Annotated in this window: 10 protein-coding genes and 1 pseudogene; 8 read left to right on the forward strand and 3 right to left on the reverse strand. The window is 35.9% G+C overall.

The window, feature by feature from the left end:
* Positions 1–11 precede the first annotated feature (11 nt).
* The 4 genes from ACFIKQ_RS03635 (at position 12) to edd (ending at position 5,531) form a co-directional block, all read left to right on the forward strand.
* A complete protein-coding gene (locus tag ACFIKQ_RS03635) occupies positions 12–1,295 on the forward strand; it encodes an NAD(P)/FAD-dependent oxidoreductase (protein WP_375656040.1) in 1,284 nt (427 codons plus the stop codon).
* Between the two features lie 120 nt (positions 1,296–1,415).
* A complete protein-coding gene (zwf, locus tag ACFIKQ_RS03640; protein ID WP_375655961.1) occupies positions 1,416–2,888 on the forward strand; it encodes a glucose-6-phosphate dehydrogenase in 1,473 nt (490 codons plus the stop codon).
* Positions 2,889–2,898: 10 nt separating this feature from the next.
* Positions 2,899–3,651, forward strand: coding sequence for a 6-phosphogluconolactonase (gene pgl / locus ACFIKQ_RS03645; protein WP_012754781.1), 753 nt, complete (start codon positions 2,899–2,901; stop codon positions 3,649–3,651).
* 56 nt (positions 3,652–3,707) lie between these two features.
* Positions 3,708–5,531, forward strand: a complete 1,824-nt coding sequence (gene edd, locus ACFIKQ_RS03650) for a phosphogluconate dehydratase (RefSeq protein WP_375635800.1) — start codon at positions 3,708–3,710, stop codon at positions 5,529–5,531.
* Positions 5,532–5,597: 66 nt separating this feature from the next.
* Here the strand turns inward: edd and folD are convergent, their stop codons facing one another.
* Positions 5,598–6,497 carry a bifunctional methylenetetrahydrofolate dehydrogenase/methenyltetrahydrofolate cyclohydrolase FolD gene (gene folD, locus ACFIKQ_RS03655; RefSeq protein WP_375635799.1) on the reverse strand — a complete coding sequence of 300 codons (900 nt, stop codon included), beginning with the start codon at positions 6,495–6,497 and terminating at the stop codon, positions 5,598–5,600.
* 316 nt (positions 6,498–6,813) lie between these two features.
* Between folD and ACFIKQ_RS03660 the strand changes: the two genes are divergently transcribed.
* Positions 6,814–8,694, forward strand: coding sequence for an AsmA family protein (locus ACFIKQ_RS03660; protein ID WP_375655963.1), 1,881 nt, complete (start codon positions 6,814–6,816; stop codon positions 8,692–8,694).
* 313 nt (positions 8,695–9,007) lie between these two features.
* Here ACFIKQ_RS03660 and ACFIKQ_RS03665 read toward each other — a convergent pair whose 3' ends face one another.
* Positions 9,008–9,151 carry a hypothetical protein gene (locus ACFIKQ_RS03665; protein ID WP_012754785.1) on the reverse strand — a complete coding sequence of 48 codons (144 nt, stop codon included), beginning with the start codon at positions 9,149–9,151 and terminating at the stop codon, positions 9,008–9,010.
* A 235-nt stretch (positions 9,152–9,386) separates the two neighbouring features.
* Here ACFIKQ_RS03665 and ACFIKQ_RS03670 point away from each other — a divergent pair, with 235 nt between their 5' ends.
* Both ACFIKQ_RS03670 and ACFIKQ_RS03675 read left to right on the forward strand, forming a co-directional pair.
* A complete protein-coding gene (locus ACFIKQ_RS03670; RefSeq protein WP_375655965.1) occupies positions 9,387–10,130 on the forward strand; it encodes a 16S rRNA (uracil(1498)-N(3))-methyltransferase in 744 nt (247 codons plus the stop codon).
* Between the two features lie 68 nt (positions 10,131–10,198).
* Positions 10,199–11,572: a glutamate--cysteine ligase gene (locus ACFIKQ_RS03675; protein WP_375655967.1), complete on the forward strand. Its 1,374-nt coding sequence runs from the start codon at positions 10,199–10,201 to the stop codon at positions 11,570–11,572.
* A gap of 2,461 nt (positions 11,573–14,033) precedes the next feature.
* On the opposite strand, the pseudogene ACFIKQ_RS03680 reads toward ACFIKQ_RS03675, so the two are convergent.
* A pseudogene (locus ACFIKQ_RS03680) lies at positions 14,034–15,212 on the reverse strand (type ISP restriction/modification enzyme); the annotation flags it as partial.
* 733 nt (positions 15,213–15,945) lie between these two features.
* Between ACFIKQ_RS03680 and ACFIKQ_RS03685 the strand changes: the two are divergent.
* Positions 15,946–17,301 (forward strand): L-cystine transporter, encoded by a 1,356-nt coding sequence (locus ACFIKQ_RS03685; RefSeq protein ID WP_375655969.1) that lies wholly within the window; start codon positions 15,946–15,948, stop codon positions 17,299–17,301.
* The last annotated feature ends 1 nt before the right edge of the window (position 17,302 follow it).

A 17,302-nucleotide genomic window follows, 5' to 3' on the forward strand; every position in this document is an offset into this window, starting at 1 on the left:
ATTTTATGACGATGATTGATTATAATTCAATTTCTCCAGGAATTTCTTGGTATGAAGATACTTTAAAAGAACGTCCCTCTTATCCTTCTTTTTGTGAAAACAGACAGTGTGATGTGGTCATTATTGGAGGCGGATTTACGGGTCTGTCGGCTGCTTATCATTTAGTCAAGGCTGGAGTAGATGTTGTTTTATTTGAAGCATCACGTTTTGGTGATGGTGCTTCAGGGCGCAATGGTGGACAGCTGGGAACAGGGCAACGGCAATGGGTAGAAACATTAGAAAAAAAGTATGGTTTTGAGCGAAGTAAGGCTCTGTTTGATTTAGCAGAAGAAGCTAAAAGAGATATTTTATCTTTATGCGCGATGCCTAATTGTTCGTGTGATTTGATAGGAGGACAGCTTTCTGTGACACATAAAAGGCGTGAGCTTCTCTCTTATCAACGGCATATTGAGGTGATGCAGCGTTATGGCTATCATGCGCTTACTTTTATGGATAGGGCAGAAACATCTAGGCGACTTGGATCGTCTTTTTATTGTGGTGGTATTTATGATGCGGATACCGGCCATATAAATCCCTTAAAATTGATTATTGGATTGGCAAAAAAAGCTAAAGATGTTGGTGCTAAGCTTTATGAGAAGTCACAAGTAACGACCGTAAGGCGCACGGGAGCCCATTGGAAAGTGATAACAGAAAAAGGCAGTGTAACAGCAGAGCATGTGTTACTTGCAACAAATGGGTATAAACTTGGTCTGGAGCGTTTTATTGAAAAAAATATTGTTTCTATTCGTTCTTATATTGGAGCAACGGACCCATTACCAAAGCACAGTTCAATTCTCGCAGGCGGGGAATCGGTTGATGATTCCCGTTTTATGGTTCGCTATTTTCGCAAAAGCGTTGATAATCGTCTCTTATTTGGTGGCGTAGAAAGTTATGATAATAAACATCCTTTAAATTTAGATGAACGTATAAAACGGCAAATTGCTGAAGTTTATCCTCAATTACACTCTATCAATTTAAGCCATTGTTGGGGAGCAACGGTTGCCATTACAATTGAGCGCATGCCCTATGTTCGACAACTTTTCTCAAGGATGACTTATTGTGGTGGTTATTCAGGGCATGGCGTTATGCTGGCTCCTTTCATAGGAAAATTATACGCAGAATGGTTGACTGGAAAATATGAACGTTTTTCCTATTTCCAAGACTTGAAGATTTCATCTTTTCCGGGGGGAAGAGTTTTGCGTTATCCGCTTATATTTTTAGCAATGCGTTGGTTTTCTTTAATGGATCGTTTTTGATGGAAACATTGCTTGAAATGAAGCAAATTAATGGCTTCTTTAGTATCTGTTTGCTTTAATGAGCGAAGCTTTTATAAGTGATATGGGATTTCATAATCGAATAGAAAAATAAACAAGTTCATGGTACATAAAATTATTCCAGTTTCTTCTTTTGATTGTATTGTTTTTGGTGGCAATGGTGATTTGGCGTCGCGCAAGCTTTTGCCGGCTTTGTATCATTGTCAGTGTGTTGGTCAATTCAGTGAGCCAACACGTATTATTGGGGCTTCCCGCACTCCCTTAAGTCATGAAGAATATCAAAATTTTGTCCGCACTTCTTTAGAAAAACATATCCATCCAAAAGATCTCAATTCAACAGAACTCAATCGTTTTCTTGCACGTTTAAGCTATGTTTCTGTTGATGCTTCCTCAAATCGAGGGTGGGAGGATTTAGCTCTCCTTCTGTCACGAGATTCAGCGAATATTCGAGCTTTTTATTTGGCTGTTAGTTCGTCACTTTTTGCTGATATTGCGATGAAGTTGGGAAAAAATGATTTGGTGACACCACAAACACGGATTATCATTGAAAAACCAATTGGTTGCGATGTAAAAACAGCTGTTTCACTTAATGATGCATTTGCAAGCGTCTTTAATGAAGAGCAGATCTTTCGTATTGATCATTATCTTGGGAAGGAAACTGTTCAAAATTTAATGGCATTGCGGTTTGTTAATACACTTTATGAACCGCTATGGAACTCCAACTATATTGATCATGTTCAAATAACCGTTGCTGAATCTTTAGGGTTAGAGGGGCGTACAGAATATTATGAAAGCACTGGTGCTCTACGGGATATGGTCCAAAACCATATGCTGCAATTACTTTGTTTGGTTGCGATGGAAATACCATTTACCAACAGTGCTAATGCTGTGCGCGATGAAAAACTTAAAATTTTACATTCTTTAACACCGCTTGATGTACATAATGTAAGACAGCATACTGTACGTGGGCAGTATCTTTCTGGTCTATCAAATGGTATATCTGTAGAGTCTTATTTCGATGATCTGGGAAGAGTGAGTAAGAGTGAAACATTTGTAGCGCTTAAGGTTAAGATTGATAACTGGCGTTGGGCTAATACGCCTTTTTATTTACGAACAGGTAAGCGCATGTTCACGCGAATGTCTGAAATTGTTGTGGTTTTTAAACCTATTCCTCATAATATTTTTAATGTGGATTTAGATGAAATTTTTTCTAATCGGCTTGTGATTCGTCTCCAACCTGATGAGGGTGTGAAACAATGGTTGATGATTAAGGATCCAAGTTACGGCGGTATGCGGTTTCGTCACATTCCATTAGATATGAGTTTTGCTTCCGCATTTTCTGAACGTAATCCTGATGCTTATGAACGTTTATTAATGGATGTTATTCGTGGAGATCAAACGCTGTTTATGCGTCGTGATGAAGTTGAGGCTGCTTGGCGTTGGATTGATCCAATCATTAAGGGATGGGAAGCAATAAAACAGCCGTTTCACAGTTATAGCGCTGGTTCGTGGGGGCCATCTGCTTCGACGATTCTCATGGAACGTGATGGGCGTATATGGAACAATTTAGTTTAGAGCAATAAGTATGTATAGAATGAATATTGACCGTTTAGATTTTGAAACCCCTCAGACTTTAGCCTTGGCATTAGCAGATCGAGTAGCCGCAGAACTTAGTGTATCTGTTCTTGAGCGTAAGAGAGCAGTTTTAGCGGTGTCTGGTGGTAAAACACCAGAATTGTTTTTTCATTATTTGTCAAAAGCGGATATTGATTGGCAAAATATCATTATCACTTTGGTCGATGAACGTTTCGTTCCTACACACGATGAACGTTCAAATGAGCATATGGTACGGTGTCATTTGTTACAAAATTTTGCCGAAAAAGCGCGTTTTGTAGGGCTTTATCATAAAGCGATTACTGCTGAACTTGCTGCTTTTTCAGCGGCGAGTCGTATTAATACTTTGCCTAAACCCTTTGATGTTGTTGTTTTAGGAATGGGGGGTGATGGACATACGGCTTCTTTTTTTCCTGATGCTGATCGTTTAAAGCAAGCGCTTGATCTGCGAACACAAGCACTTGTTCTGCCCCTTCATGCTAAGAGTGCTGTTGAGCCAAGACTCTCACTAACTTTGCCAGTTATTATGCAGTCTCGTTGTATTATTCTCCATATCGAAGGTTTTCAGAAACGCGATTGTTTTGAAAAAGCTTGTCAGGATGGATCTGAAATAGAAATGCCTATTCGGGCAGTTTTGCGTAATTCCCCTCATCTTGTGCAGGTTTATTGGTCGCCTGCAGATAATGAAATAAGTGAATTAGAATATGAGAGACAAGGTGAATAAAAACGTAATCTCTCTCAATGAATGAGGGGAAGCAACAATGAAAGAGGGAGGGGAATATGGCACTTTCCAAGACAATTGCCACAGTTACACGAAGGATTTATGAACGTTCTCGATCAACACGAGAAATTTACTTAGATCGTATTACGAAAGCACAAGTTCATCGCCCCAAACGAAGTTTTTTAGGATGTGCCAATCAGGCTCATGGTTTTGCTGCTTGTGGTGCAATAGATAAAGAGCGTTTGAAGGGAAATATCGTTGGGAATATTGGCATTATCACGGCATATAACGATTTACTTTCAGCTCATCAACCTTTTGAAAAATTTCCTCACTTAATTAAAGAGTCGGCCCGTATGGTTGGTGGTGTTGCACAGGTTGCAGGTGGTGTTCCCGCGATGTGCGATGGTGTTACGCAGGGAAATGCGGGGATGGAGCTTTCCCTTTTTTCGCGTGAAGTAATTGCAATGGCGACAGCTATAAGCTTATCACACGATGTCTTTGATGCAGCATTGTATCTTGGGGTGTGTGATAAAATTGTACCAGGTTTATTGATTGGTGCACTAACATTTGGTCATTTACCAGGAATTTTTATACCAGCTGGTCCTATGACAAGTGGTCAAGGTAATGATGAAAAAGCGAAGATACGTCAACTTTACGCGGAAAATAAAATAGATCGCCAAACACTTCTAGCATCAGAAGCACGTTCTTATCATGGACCAGGAACATGTACATTTTATGGAACAGCTAACTCTAATCAGGTGATACTGGAGATGATGGGGCTTCATATGCCGGGAGCTTCTTTTGTTAATGCGAATACACCGTTGCGTGATGCTTTAACAAAAGAAGCCACGAAACGTGTACTTGAAATGACAGATCTTGGTGATCATTATAGGCCACTTGGTATGATCATTGATGAGCGTTCTTTTGTAAATGCCATTGTAGGATTAAATGCAACAGGAGGTTCTACCAATCATACGATTCATTTGATTGCTATAGCTGCTGTTTGCGGTATTAAATTGACATGGCATGATATTGCAGAAATTTCATCCGCTGTGCCTCTTTTAGCGCGCATTTATCCTAATGGTTTAGCGGATATCAATCATTTTTATGCTGCTGGGGGGATGGGATTTATTATTCGCGAGCTTATCGAGGCAGGTTTAGTACATGAAGATGTTTCTACGGTTTTTGGTAAAGATCTCACTGCTTATGCAATTGAAGCAAAGCTTTCTGCTGATGGTCATGTGGTGCGTGAAGCGGCTCTCAAGGAAAGTGGTGATCATAAGGTGTTAGCAGGGTGGAGAAAGCCATTTCAGCCTGACGGTGGTCTTCGTGTTTTATCGGGAGATTTGGGAACAGCTATTATAAAAGTTTCCTCTGTTAAACCAGAGTATTGGCAGATTAAAGCACCAGTCTTTGTTTTTAATGATCAAGAGGAACTACAAAAATCTTTTAAATCTGGAGTGTTGTATGATAAAGATTTTATCGCCGTCATTCGCTATCAAGGACCAAAAGCCAATGGTATGCCAGAGCTTCATAAATTAACGACCATTTTAGGCGTTTTACAAGATCGCGGTCAAAAGGTAGCATTGATAACCGATGGGCGTATGTCAGGGGCGTCAGGAAAAATTCCTGCTGCCATTCATGTGACACCGGAAGCAATGGATAATGGCCCCATTGCACGTTTGCAGGATGGTGATATTGTTTTTCTTGATGCTCATGAGGGTAAACTAACTCTTTTGGAGGATTTAGCAAAATTTAACGCGCGAAAAATCATACCTCCTGATCTTTCAAAAAACGAACATGGTGTTGGACGCGAACTTTTTCATGTTTTTCGTCAATCCGTTAATCGTGCAGATCAAGGGGCATCTGTTTTTATGACATGAAAAATGCAAAAATAAACAAGCTTAATCATGTACAATAAAACCATATACAAGGAATTGTTACAATTCTTAGAATTTTGGTATAGGCAGATTGTGTGATCGCGCGGCGGCTTTGAGTGTATTAACCATAAGCATGGCAATTGTCATTGGTCCAACGCCTCCTGGAACAGGGGTAATCGCAGCAGCTTTTTCTTTTACGTTTTCAAAATCGACATCACCAACAAGACGTGTTTTCCCTACACCTTTTTCTGGTGCAGCAACGCGGTTAATACCAACATCAATAACAATTGCACCATTTTTTATCCAGTCTTTTTTAATCATTTGTGGGCGGCCTACAGCTGCGACTAAAATATCAGCGCTTCGACACACATCATCAAGGTCACGGGTACGACTATGGGCAATTGTCACAGTGGCATTGGCTGCTGTTAAAAGGGCAGCCATAGGTTTTCCAACAATATTAGAGCGTCCAACAACGACAGCATCAAGTCCAGATAAATCTTGCCCACAGTGTCGTTCAATCATCATCATGGCACCAGCTGGTGTGCAGGGAATAATCGCATCTTCAAGTGCATTTGCCGCGAGTTTTCCTACATTAATATAATGAAAACCATCAACATCTTTTTGGAAAGCAACGGCTTGTGTTATGCGATTTGTATTCATATGAGCAGGGAGAGGCAACTGTACCAAAATACCATGAATTTTTGGATCAGAATTTAATGTTGCAATAAGTTGAAGGAGTTCTTTTTCTTGCGTTTCTTTAGAAACGACATGTTTGATTGAAAGAAACCCACATTCTTCGGCTTTTTTATTTTTTGAGGTGACATATACTTGACTTGCGGGATCATCTCCAACGATAATAACAGCGATACTAGGTTGTATATTATAGTGATGGCGGAGCTTTATTGTTTCGGCCTTAACTTTCGCAATAATCTCTTCAGCAAGTTTTTTTCCATCGATAATATTATTCATTCAGAGATCCTTTCGGTAAGGCTGTTTGTTTTTTTGTAAAGCATTTTCTAATAATACGATAGAGTTTTATAGCAATATTCATGTGAGAACAGTAAGAATGGTTTTATAATGTTGTGGATTTATAGTTTTGAAGACTTTTAAATAATTGCTTTATAAAGAAGCAGCAACATTGCTGTTTGAATAAATTTTGGATAAAGAACAAAAATAATGAAGATACAAAGTGGATATAGTGAATTATAGGGTTATAAAAACTTTTTATAATCATTTAAGTTTGTTTTTAATCTGTTATAGGGGGGGATAAATATAGAGGGATATTGTGCGCATCAGAATAATAAAATTTTTGAGCGGAATTTTTATTACAATTATCTTTTTATTTGGAGTGGGGATTCTCGTTTTACCTTATCTTATCTCTACAGATGCGATTCGTATTCGTTTAGCGCAGGATTTGAGTGTATGGACCGGTTACAATGTGCAATTGCGTGATCCACCGCGGTTACATCTTTTCCCTTATCCTAAAGCATTTCTTTCTGGCGTTACTTTAACATCAAAAATGGATGATGTTGCGCCATTAATGGAAGCTGAATCAATAGAAGTTGATCTTTCTGTCGTCGATCTTCTTTGGGGACATGTTTCTTTTTCAGAGACGCGGATTATGCGTCCTCAATTTGTTATGGAAAAGCCTGTTAAAACAATAGCAGATTTTTTTGATCGGTTTTCTCGCTCACAAGGTGCATTAGGGTTGGCAATACGCAATACGCGTGAAATATTAAAACATAATCCTGAACATCCAGAGATAGAGCACCTTTTAAAACAACCTTTTGGGCGGATTGTCATTAAAAATGGTGTTCTTGTGTATCACGATAGTTTTTCGGGGATGGCAGAAAAAATAACAGGATTAAATGCGACTTTACATTGGCCGGAATCGACTCAGGAAGTACGGTTACGTGCAGATGCGCGTTGGCGCGGAGAATTTACAAAGTTATCAATTGATGCTTCTCAAGCATTGCTGCTTCTTGCAGGAGGAAAAAGTCATATTAGGGCAAGTCTCAATTCTGTACGTGGGGGAATAACTTTTACAGGAAAGGCTCGGTTATCTGAATATTATATTTTTGACGGAAAAGTATCGATGCGTTCTCCGGGATGGAATCAGACATTGTCTTGGGTTGGTGGAAATCAGTTTTGGGGACATAAATTTAAAATACCCATTGTATGGGAATCTCATTTTTTAGCGCAGCCAATGCATATTCAAATGAACAATGTTACATTTACGATGGGGAAAGCCAATGCGCGAGGAGCTTTAAAACTCGATTTTCAAGATTATGTACCAAATGTTATGGGCTCGTTAGCCTTTGATAACCTAGATCTTAGCCTCTTGGGTTCAATGTTTTTTTCAGGTAAAAAGAAAAATTCCTTCTTTGATATGACAATTTTTGATCGTATTGGCGTGGATATACGACTTTCTGCGCCACAAGCTAAAATAGGAAATATTTCCCTCACAAATTTAGCTGCTGCAATACAAATAAGAAATGGGCATGGTATTTTTGATCTTGGACATGCGAATATTTTTGGTGGATCCGTGCAAAGTAATATTGAAGTTACGCCAGCTGGACAGAAAGTGCGTATAGGAGGAAATATTTCAGGTGCTTCTATTGATATGCAGGAGACTTTAGAAACCTTGGGATTGATTCCATTTATACAAAGCAAAACGAATTTTACTGCAACGATACGAACACTTGCTAATTCTTGGCGAGAAATTTTTACGCAAATGCAGGGTGAATTAACACTGAAGATGTCTTCTGGTCGGCTCTTAGGATATGATTTGAATGAATTACAAACAAGACTTTTAAATAAACAACAATTTCTTTTAATGACTAATGATACTTTTTCAACAACATTTGATCACTGGGATATTCAGACAAGCTTTTCAGAAGGTATGATGAAGGTGACAGAGTCATTAATGCGTACAGCAGACTTGAGCTTATCCATTCAAGGAACCGTTGCAACTGATATCGCGCAAGGGAAGCAGAATGAATTGATATTACAGGCACAACTACGCAAAAACTATAGATCAGAAACTTTATGTAAAGATGTCCAATGTCTCGCTAATAGCCTTGCATGGCCTTTTACATTTTCTCTACGCTCTAAAGGGCAAAACCATGGTAATTTTTGGGTTACAAAAGACATTGACGCAGATTGAGAATTGTTTTTTATCTATATAGCACTCTATCTTATAATAGTAATTCGTCTTTTTGCAACTTAAAATTGTCTTTTAATTTAAATCAGAGGTCCCACTCTATCGGAAGATTTTCTCATTTTAAATCCGTTCGTGGTGAAGCAGTAAAAATCGTTCTCTCCGTCATAAGTGTGGTTGATATAGATAAATGATTGAAGAGAGGAATAAAAATCCTTCTTATGGAATCTTTCAAATACAAGAAATTCATAATATTGATGCAAATCTTATAAAAATTTCTAAAAAACATTAAATTTTTAAGGGGGATGTCGGCCAGTGCTTACTGAATCCCAGAAGAAATACCATAACCATCTTTGGTAATTGTATGCTTCCCATCTGCTCCAACAGAACCAATTCCCACTGTAATCAAAATAAAGGCTAAGAGGGTTGTAATCGTAATAATTGTAGCTTTTTTAGCAGACATATTTTTCCTCCACGGATGCATCAATGACTGAATGCAAAGATGAATGGTGCATTATTTAAACTTTTATGAAAGTAGAATCACTTAAGGATCTATAAGTTCCTATTATTATCTCATAAAGCTAAAAAAACTCTATATTTCTTTAATATATTATAGTTCTATAGATATAATTTTTTCTTTTTGCTATATATTTTTCTTTATTTTTTCGATGACGATAGTGAGCATTGGCAAAATTTTTATGCGCATAAATTATAAACTTAAAAGATTATTTATACGACAGATATTGGCTTTGAATGAAGAAATAAAGATAGAGGGGGCACAAGCTTCTTATCTTGTGCACGTTCTGCGTATGAAAGAAGGAGCAGAAATTTTACTTTTTAATGGACAGGATGGTGAGTGGCTTGCTAAACTTATCATTGTTAAGAAAAAATTTGTTGTGGTTCAACTTATCCATCAAGAAAGATTACAAACGACGCATTCCAATCTTATTTATTGCTTTGCTCCACTCAAAAACGCTCGGTTGGATTATATGGTGCAGAAAGCTGTTGAAATGGGGGTATCGACTTTGCAGCCTGTTATAACGCATCATACGCAGGTTACGCGTATCAATATGGCGCGTATGGAAGCCAATGTTATTGAAGCTTCTGAACAGTGTGGCATTTTATCTCTCCCTGAATGCGTATCTGCTCTATCATTAGCAGAACTTTTAGTACGGTGGGATGAGACACAGCCTTTATTTTTTTGTGATGAAGAGCATAAATCGCATAATCCATTACCTTCTTTTAAAAAGCGTGACGTTACAACACCTGGTATTCTTATTGGACCAGAAGGTGGCTTTAGTGAAGAAGAGCGGAGCTTTTTAAAAAAACATCCTTTTGTGGTTCCAATATCATTAGGTCCGCGTATTTTACGCGCTGACACTGCCGCTGTTGCTGCTTTGGCTCTTCTTAATGCTACCGTGGGGGATTGGGCAATGGATTGAGAAATCTGTAAAATCATTCTAAACAGTTCATTTAAGATGATGATACCAATGATAGGATACGATAAGTTATGGCGCTTGATATAACTGATGAAAGTGAAATTTATAACTTAGATTCCTTGGTTAGCTATTTCCAAGGGGGGTATAAAGCAGAAGATGATTGGCGTATCGGTACAGAACATGAAAAGTTTCCGTTTTATAAAGATGGTTTTCACCCTGTTCCTTATGAAGGAGAGAGGGGAATCCAAGCGCTTTTAGAGAGGATGCAAAGCGCCTTAGGATGGAAACCTATTTTAGATGAAGAGAATATTATTGGGCTTGTAGGATCAGTTGATCAGGGAGCCATTTCTTTGGAACCTGGAGGACAATTTGAATTATCTGGTGCACCATTAAAATCAGTAGGCCATACATATCACGAGTTGATGGAGCATTTAACTCTTCTCAAAAAAATTGCAGAACCATTGGGTATAGGTTTTCTAGGTCTTGGAGCTAGTCCAAAGTGGACTTTAGCTGAAACGCCGCGAATGCCTAAATCACGTTATCAGATTATGACTGATTATATGCCTAAAGTGGGGCATAATGGTCTTAATATGATGTATCGCACATCAACAGTTCAGGTTAATCTTGATTTTTCATCTGAAAGTGATATGCGGCGAAAAATGCAAGTATCTATGAAGTTACAGTCCATTGCAACAGCATTATTTGCAAGTTCACCTTTTACAGAAGGACGCCCAAATGGCTTTTTGTCGTGGCGTTCTGAAATTTGGCGTAATACGGATAATCAGAGGACAGGCGTTCTTCCCTTTATATTTTCTGAGCGTTTTGGTTTTGCTGATTATGTTGAATGGGCTCTTGATGTTCCAATGTATTTTGTTGTGCGTGATGGTCGTTATTATGATTGTACACATATAACATTTCGTCAGTTTATGAATGGAGCATTAAAAGGACAAGTTGCAAATTCAATTCCAAACATGGGAGATTGGATTAATCACTTATCAACGTTATTTCCTGAAGTCCGCTTAAAAAGATTTTTAGAAATGAGAGGAGCTGATTGCGGTTCTTGGAAGCGCATTTGTGCGTTGTCGGCTTTTTGGGTCGGGCTTCTTTATGATAGGGAAGCACTTAATGAGGCAGAAGCTTTGACAAAAGATTGGTGTTTTGAAGAAGTTTTAGATGTGCGCCAACGCGTTCCTAAAGAAGGGTTAAAAACTCCTTTTCGTCAAACTATTCTTTTAGAGTTAGCACGACAAGCTCTTTCTATTGCCCGCAAAGGCTTAAAAAATCGCAAACAGTATGATACGAATGGTTTTGATGAAACAAATTTTCTTAATCCTTTAGAAGAGGTTGTTGCAATGGGACAAACAGATGCTGAAAAATTTTTGTCTTATTACTATTCTATTTGGAATGAATCTGTAGAACCTTTATTTTTAGAATGTGCCTATTAAATTTGAAGAAAAGAGACTTCCTACTTTTTAAAAAATGCATATCACCGTGGTGGCTCATTCACTCATTTGCTCTAGAGAGCATATCCTGCCTTTCTTTTAACATTTCTCATAAAGGGTACAATACAAAAATCTCTTGGGCAGTGTGATTTTTATACCCAATAATATCACGATATTTCCGTAATCTTAATGTTGTACCTTTGTGCTAAAGATAGCTCATAAAAGATATACTTAAGCTTATTATCAAACATTTTTTATTCACATAGCTCATCCCACTTATGAATAGGTCTGAAAATAATATTTTTCACTTTTAAAAGGGATAAAAAATATAATTTGCGTTTAATAGTCCGTTATTATAATTCAATGTACGATGCTTATATGAAAGAGCATTTTATTATACAAAAATTACGATATCAATCGTTCAGTAAGCTAAAAAGACAGTAGAAAAAATGCCGATAGATCTGTGTATGTATAACTCAAATTTATTTTTATATAAAAAAGAAATATATTATGTAAAGAGATAGAAATAGAGATTATAATATATAGAATTAAGGTGTTAATTACATCATTAAATATTAATAAATTGAATTTTTATGCATGAGAAAAACAGCATTTGAGATATTTTTCTTTACAGTTATTATTCTCACTCCATGTATTTGATTATATTATATCAATATGTGTTATTCTGTTGTTACAAGAGTAAAGTATGGAATAAAAATAAAAAGTTTCAGTTTTTGCAGAGTCGGGCAACAAAAACTTTTTTGTTAGCTAAACATATCTAGTGCGCTTTTAAATTTTTCTTCTTCCATTTTTTAGTAGCTAGATCTCAAGGGGATTCTTATACCTTTTTGTACCATTATACGATATAGTTATACAGTCAGCATGAAGGCAATAGATGTATTTCTAAAACGGGTAGGAAAATTACAGGGTATCATTTTCTCTATACAGATAATTTATTCTTTTGCTATTTCCTTTTTGTAGCGATATTCTGAATTTCTATAGTTGTTATTTGAGGTATGACTGATAAAGTTCGTTGTACGGATTCAGATCATTCACTTTGGTATATCCAAGTGATATTAATACAGCAAACAAAATGATCAATAGAGAAGATAAAACAATAAATGTTACGGTACGTTTCATGAGTGATTTAACTCCTTATCTTCGATAAATAGGCCGGTATTGAATAGGGGCTATTACGACGGTTGATATCATTTAATTTGGTTATATCAATGGTATATGTGATATTTTTGTTGGTATTGTGTTTCAAATTATATTGAATGATATGTAGATTACGAGTGGCGTTGCATTTCCCATAAAAGGGTATTGTATGGCATAGCTACACCCGACAAAGTACTCATATACTAACAAAAGCATAAAAGACAATCAGTATTTTAAAGGTATGGAAAAGGCTTTTTCGTAACATATAAACTAATATATCTAGAATTTATGTAACACGATACGTATTTATTGTAAATAAATATTTTACAATTTTATATTTTTTAAATATATTATGTGTAAATATTGTTTATATGCTTATTACTTGATTATTTTTTATTATGTATTTTAAAGATATATTGCGGAATTTATTAAACAATTGCGTTATTTATTATCTATAACATTAATAATATTTATAAACGCTCTCATCATGCGTATTTTTAGCTTTATAACGTATCAGTTTTTTACTAAATGATTTTAATGATTTTTGTAGATTTTGTTTATAAGGGGCTCTAATTTGAACAACTTTAATAGGCACCGCGCTCTTTATAACCAACGCGTTCATTTGCATTGTGATTATGAAAACTTGCTTTTTTCACGCATGCTCTATAGCTATTATATTTTTATAGTCATGGCACCATTTTTCATTTTCATAAGATAAATGATAAAGATGATAAAGATGATAATGCGCTTTATTGCCTTTTATAAAAACATCTAAAGAGAGACTGATAATTATAGAGGTCAGCAAACTCCCTTTTAATAGACTTTTGTCATTTTTGTCAGTTTTCTGTCAGTAAATTGAACCGACAAAATAGATCATTTTAGTGAGTGATTAAATCTTATGAAAAGCATGTGATTCTTTAAAGCCATTTCAAAAGATAGGTTCTAGTCATAAAAAATGCTATTAAGACCATTATGGTTATTAGTTTTGAGATTTTTGAAGATTTTTAGGATTTTAGACACCTTCAAAATCTATAAGTAAAATGAATACATAAAGCTCTTTTTCAACAGAGTTTTTCAAAACAATAAAGCTATCATTTTAGATTACGATATAATCTTTTAAAAGCAATCCAAATAACAGTGTTTAAAAGTGCAAAGCTTCTTTTTTAGAATAACGCATGATAAGCTATCCTTTTAAGATTGTAGGTAATAAACTTAATAAGATGATTAAAGTTATAGACTGCCGTTTTAAAGCAATACACAAGAGACCTTTATGAGGTGTGTTAACCTCATAAGTCTATTCGGTTTCTCACACTTCTAATTTTGGTAGTTTCTTAATAATTTTCATTGTTTCTAAATTTATAGTATGATCCTTTGAAACAACTCTAATGGATAAGCAGGGTTACTAATGGTTCCAAGAGCATAGCGATTGGCATCATTAACAATGCCACTCTTTTTATCTGTCTTTACACATTGACGCTCCATAACCCATTCAAGAGTGGGGTTGCCATTAACGATATACTCATAAGCTTCAAGAAGGATGTCTGTCATGATGATATTGCTGTTGTAAATAAAGTAGATTTATCCTTTTCCTTACTATTTTTAATTTTTGCGAATTTCATTTCTGTCACGTAATAAAACTTTTCGGGATTAGAGATGTCAGTCAGTTTTGGATTACCCTTTTTTAAAGGTCACAAGATAAGGCTCCACACTTTCATAATTCATGTGCAAGTGATCAAATTCACACTCTGTTGTCACAATATCCAGAAATCTTCAGCGCTTTTTACACAAGGGATACGAGGCAATTCTTTGCATAAATTTTTCATAAATTATGAGCATAGCGAGTACGGTAATCTTTTGAATGCAATAATCCGTAAGCGTAATAGAATAGATCATCTTTAGTTATGGTCTCACTAGGATAAGCAGCTTTAAATGCGCTAATCCTTTATCAGTGATGGCATCACGCCTCTGTAAACCAGATGTTTTTCTTTCCTTTATTGAATTTGTAAACAAATGGGATTGTTTCTCATCATGATCAGTTATAGAAGATTCAACATTTTTATAAAGATACCGTGGAAAGCATTGGCCTGTATCTATTGCATCTAGATTAGGTAAATTCTTAGCTATTAACACAGAAAAACCGCTTCGTGCTCCTATGCTTGTAATTTCTATGACTCTATTTTCTACTGCTTGCCCCATAGGGAATACATGTGGTATCTGATAAACTCCGTCATTGAAGATACGATTATAATAAAGCCATAGTCGTGTAAAAGAACGATACGAATTTTGCATGAGGCATGTCTTTTCAAATTCAAAAACCCTTCCTCTTATTAGTTCTTGCTTAACATTATAACTACAACTTTATATCTAAAGTGATAAAATTATCTACGGCACGTACACGTGTTGTTCGATCAGCATATAGATATGTATCGTTAAAACGTTTTACTGCGCTATTATAAAAAGCAATCATATTATTTATATTTTCTGCCCAAGCTCCGTCCTCCAATGTTGCGACAGCTCTTGCATTAAGACGTTTCATAAGAGGTATTTCTACTCCTTTCTTATACATTTTTTATCCACACGCCAGCCCTGCTTGTGACGTGCAAGAAAATGATTTTGATTGATTCAAGATAAACAGGTTTGAAATGAGAGAATCTTACGTTATTCGAGACTCTCATTTAATATGCAAAATAGTAAATTATTTATTATAAATCAATGTATTGTCGTTCAATAGGCATTGTGACTTTCAAAGTCTTTTTTATGACTATAAAAAGAATTTCGAAAAATAAAAAAGCGTTCATTGAAAGCAAAGAAAGAATCTATGAAAGGTATTTTCTAGAAAAATCATGAATGTTCGATTGTTAATTCATCCTTTCTTGAAAAGCTCGCTTCAGTTCAAATAGCAAAAGAGAGAGGTAAGGATATTGATAGGATAAGATATGCTGGAATTGTTCAGTATTAAGATGCAATGAATGTTGTTTATATTTCTCTTTTTTAACTATTTTATGAGAGCATAAATTTAAAGAATAGGAAAATAATTTTATTTATTTTCTTTAAACAGTTATTAGTAGATAAAAAATTCTCTTTTAATCTATAAATTAAAAAAATAATGATTTTGTAAAAGCCTGGTAAGCTTTATGTTAATTTTAAATATCATGCATTGATTTTGAATTATGCAGATTATTGACGTCAATCATAACAATAGTAAGTGAGCATAGACAATGACATTTAATTTTTTCGTCAATTTATTTCTATTTGTTATTTTTTTATTGTTTGTTTCTCAAAGTAAGAGAATGCAATGGAGTCTTTCACTACGTGTTATGCTAGGGCTTATCCTTGGCTTGATTTTTGGAAGTGTTTTGCAGTTTATTTATGGAGAGGGTGAAAGCACTTTATTGAAATCCGTTGAATGGTTTAACATTGTTGGTGAGGGCTATATCTTATTGTTGCAAATGATTGTTATGCCACTGGTTTTTATCTCTATTGTTTCAGCAGTTGCTCATTTACATTCTGTTTATGCTGTTGGAAAGATGAGTATAATAACAATTTCAATATTGCTTTTTACAACGGCTCTTTCAGCATTGGTTGGTGTTTTTGTGATTAATTTTTTTGGATTAACAGCCGATGGTTTAGTGCATGAAGGGCAAAATGTTTCTGCTATTCTTGAAGGTCATATTTCTAAACTTGGAAATATGAATATACCAAAGATGATTTTGTCTATGATTCCTAAAAATCCATTTGCTGAGTTGAGTGGGGCTAAACGTACGTCAATTATCAGTGTTGTTATTTTTGCGTCATTTTTAGGTGCAGCGGTTCTTCTTTTAAAGAAAGATGAGCCAGAAAAAGGAGAAAAAGCGCTTTTATTTATTCAAGTGGGACAAGCTTGGATTATGCGGTTAGTCCGTATTGTGATTGCTTTGACGCCTTATGGTATTTTTGCACTTATGACGAAAGTAGGAGCAATATCGCGTATTGCAGATATTTTAAATTTACTGGTTTTTGTCATTGCCTCTTATGTCGGTATTATTTTAATTTTTGGAATTCATGGTGTATTGCTTGGTATTTCTGGGGTTAATCCCTTTCGTTTTTTCAAAAAGGTTTTACCTGTTTTAACATTTGCTTTTAGCAGTCGTTCAAGTGCTGCAAGTATTCCTTTGAATATTGAAGCGCAAACACAGTGGATAGGTGTACCACAACCCATTGCGAGTTTTGCAGCTTCTTTTGGGGCAACAATTGGACAAAATGGTTGTGCTGGTCTTTATCCAGCGATGCTTGCGACCATGATTGCACCATCTATGGGTATTAACCCTCTTGATCCTACTTGGATTGCTACGCTTATTGGGGTTGTGACATTGAGTTCTATTGGTGTTGCTGGTGTGGGGGGAGGCGCTATTTTCGCTGCATTGATTGTGTTACCAATTATGGGGCTTCCTGTTACTTTGGTTGCTGTACTTATCTCTATCGAACCGCTAATTGATATGGGACGGACCGCTCTAAACGTGAGCGATTCAATGATAGCTGGAACGATCACCAGTCAAATGTTACAGACAACAGATAAAAGTATTTTTAAAAAATGAT

This window comes from Bartonella sp. MR63HLJHH (assembly GCF_042194155.1).
GTDB classification, from domain to species: Bacteria; Pseudomonadota; Alphaproteobacteria; order Rhizobiales; family Rhizobiaceae; genus Bartonella; species Bartonella grahamii.

Excerpts from the sequence above, each read along its gene's own strand:
- folD (WP_375635799.1), bottom strand. The coding sequence starts at position 6,497 with ATGAATAATATTATCGATGGAAAAAAACTTGCTGAAGAGATTATTGCG.
- pgl (WP_012754781.1), top strand. The coding sequence starts at position 2,899 with ATGTATAGAATGAATATTGACCGTTTAGATTTTGAAACCCCTCAGACT.
- ACFIKQ_RS03635 (WP_375656040.1), top strand. The coding sequence starts at position 12 with ATGATTGATTATAATTCAATTTCTCCAGGAATTTCTTGGTATGAAGAT.
- zwf (WP_375655961.1), top strand. The coding sequence starts at position 1,416 with ATGGTACATAAAATTATTCCAGTTTCTTCTTTTGATTGTATTGTTTTT.
- ACFIKQ_RS03665 (WP_012754785.1), bottom strand. The coding sequence starts at position 9,151 with ATGTCTGCTAAAAAAGCTACAATTATTACGATTACAACCCTCTTAGCC.
- edd (WP_375635800.1), top strand. The coding sequence starts at position 3,708 with ATGGCACTTTCCAAGACAATTGCCACAGTTACACGAAGGATTTATGAA.
- ACFIKQ_RS03670 (WP_375655965.1), top strand. The coding sequence starts at position 9,387 with ATGCGCATAAATTATAAACTTAAAAGATTATTTATACGACAGATATTG.
- ACFIKQ_RS03685 (WP_375655969.1), top strand. The coding sequence starts at position 15,946 with ATGACATTTAATTTTTTCGTCAATTTATTTCTATTTGTTATTTTTTTA.
- ACFIKQ_RS03675 (WP_375655967.1), top strand. The coding sequence starts at position 10,199 with ATGGCGCTTGATATAACTGATGAAAGTGAAATTTATAACTTAGATTCC.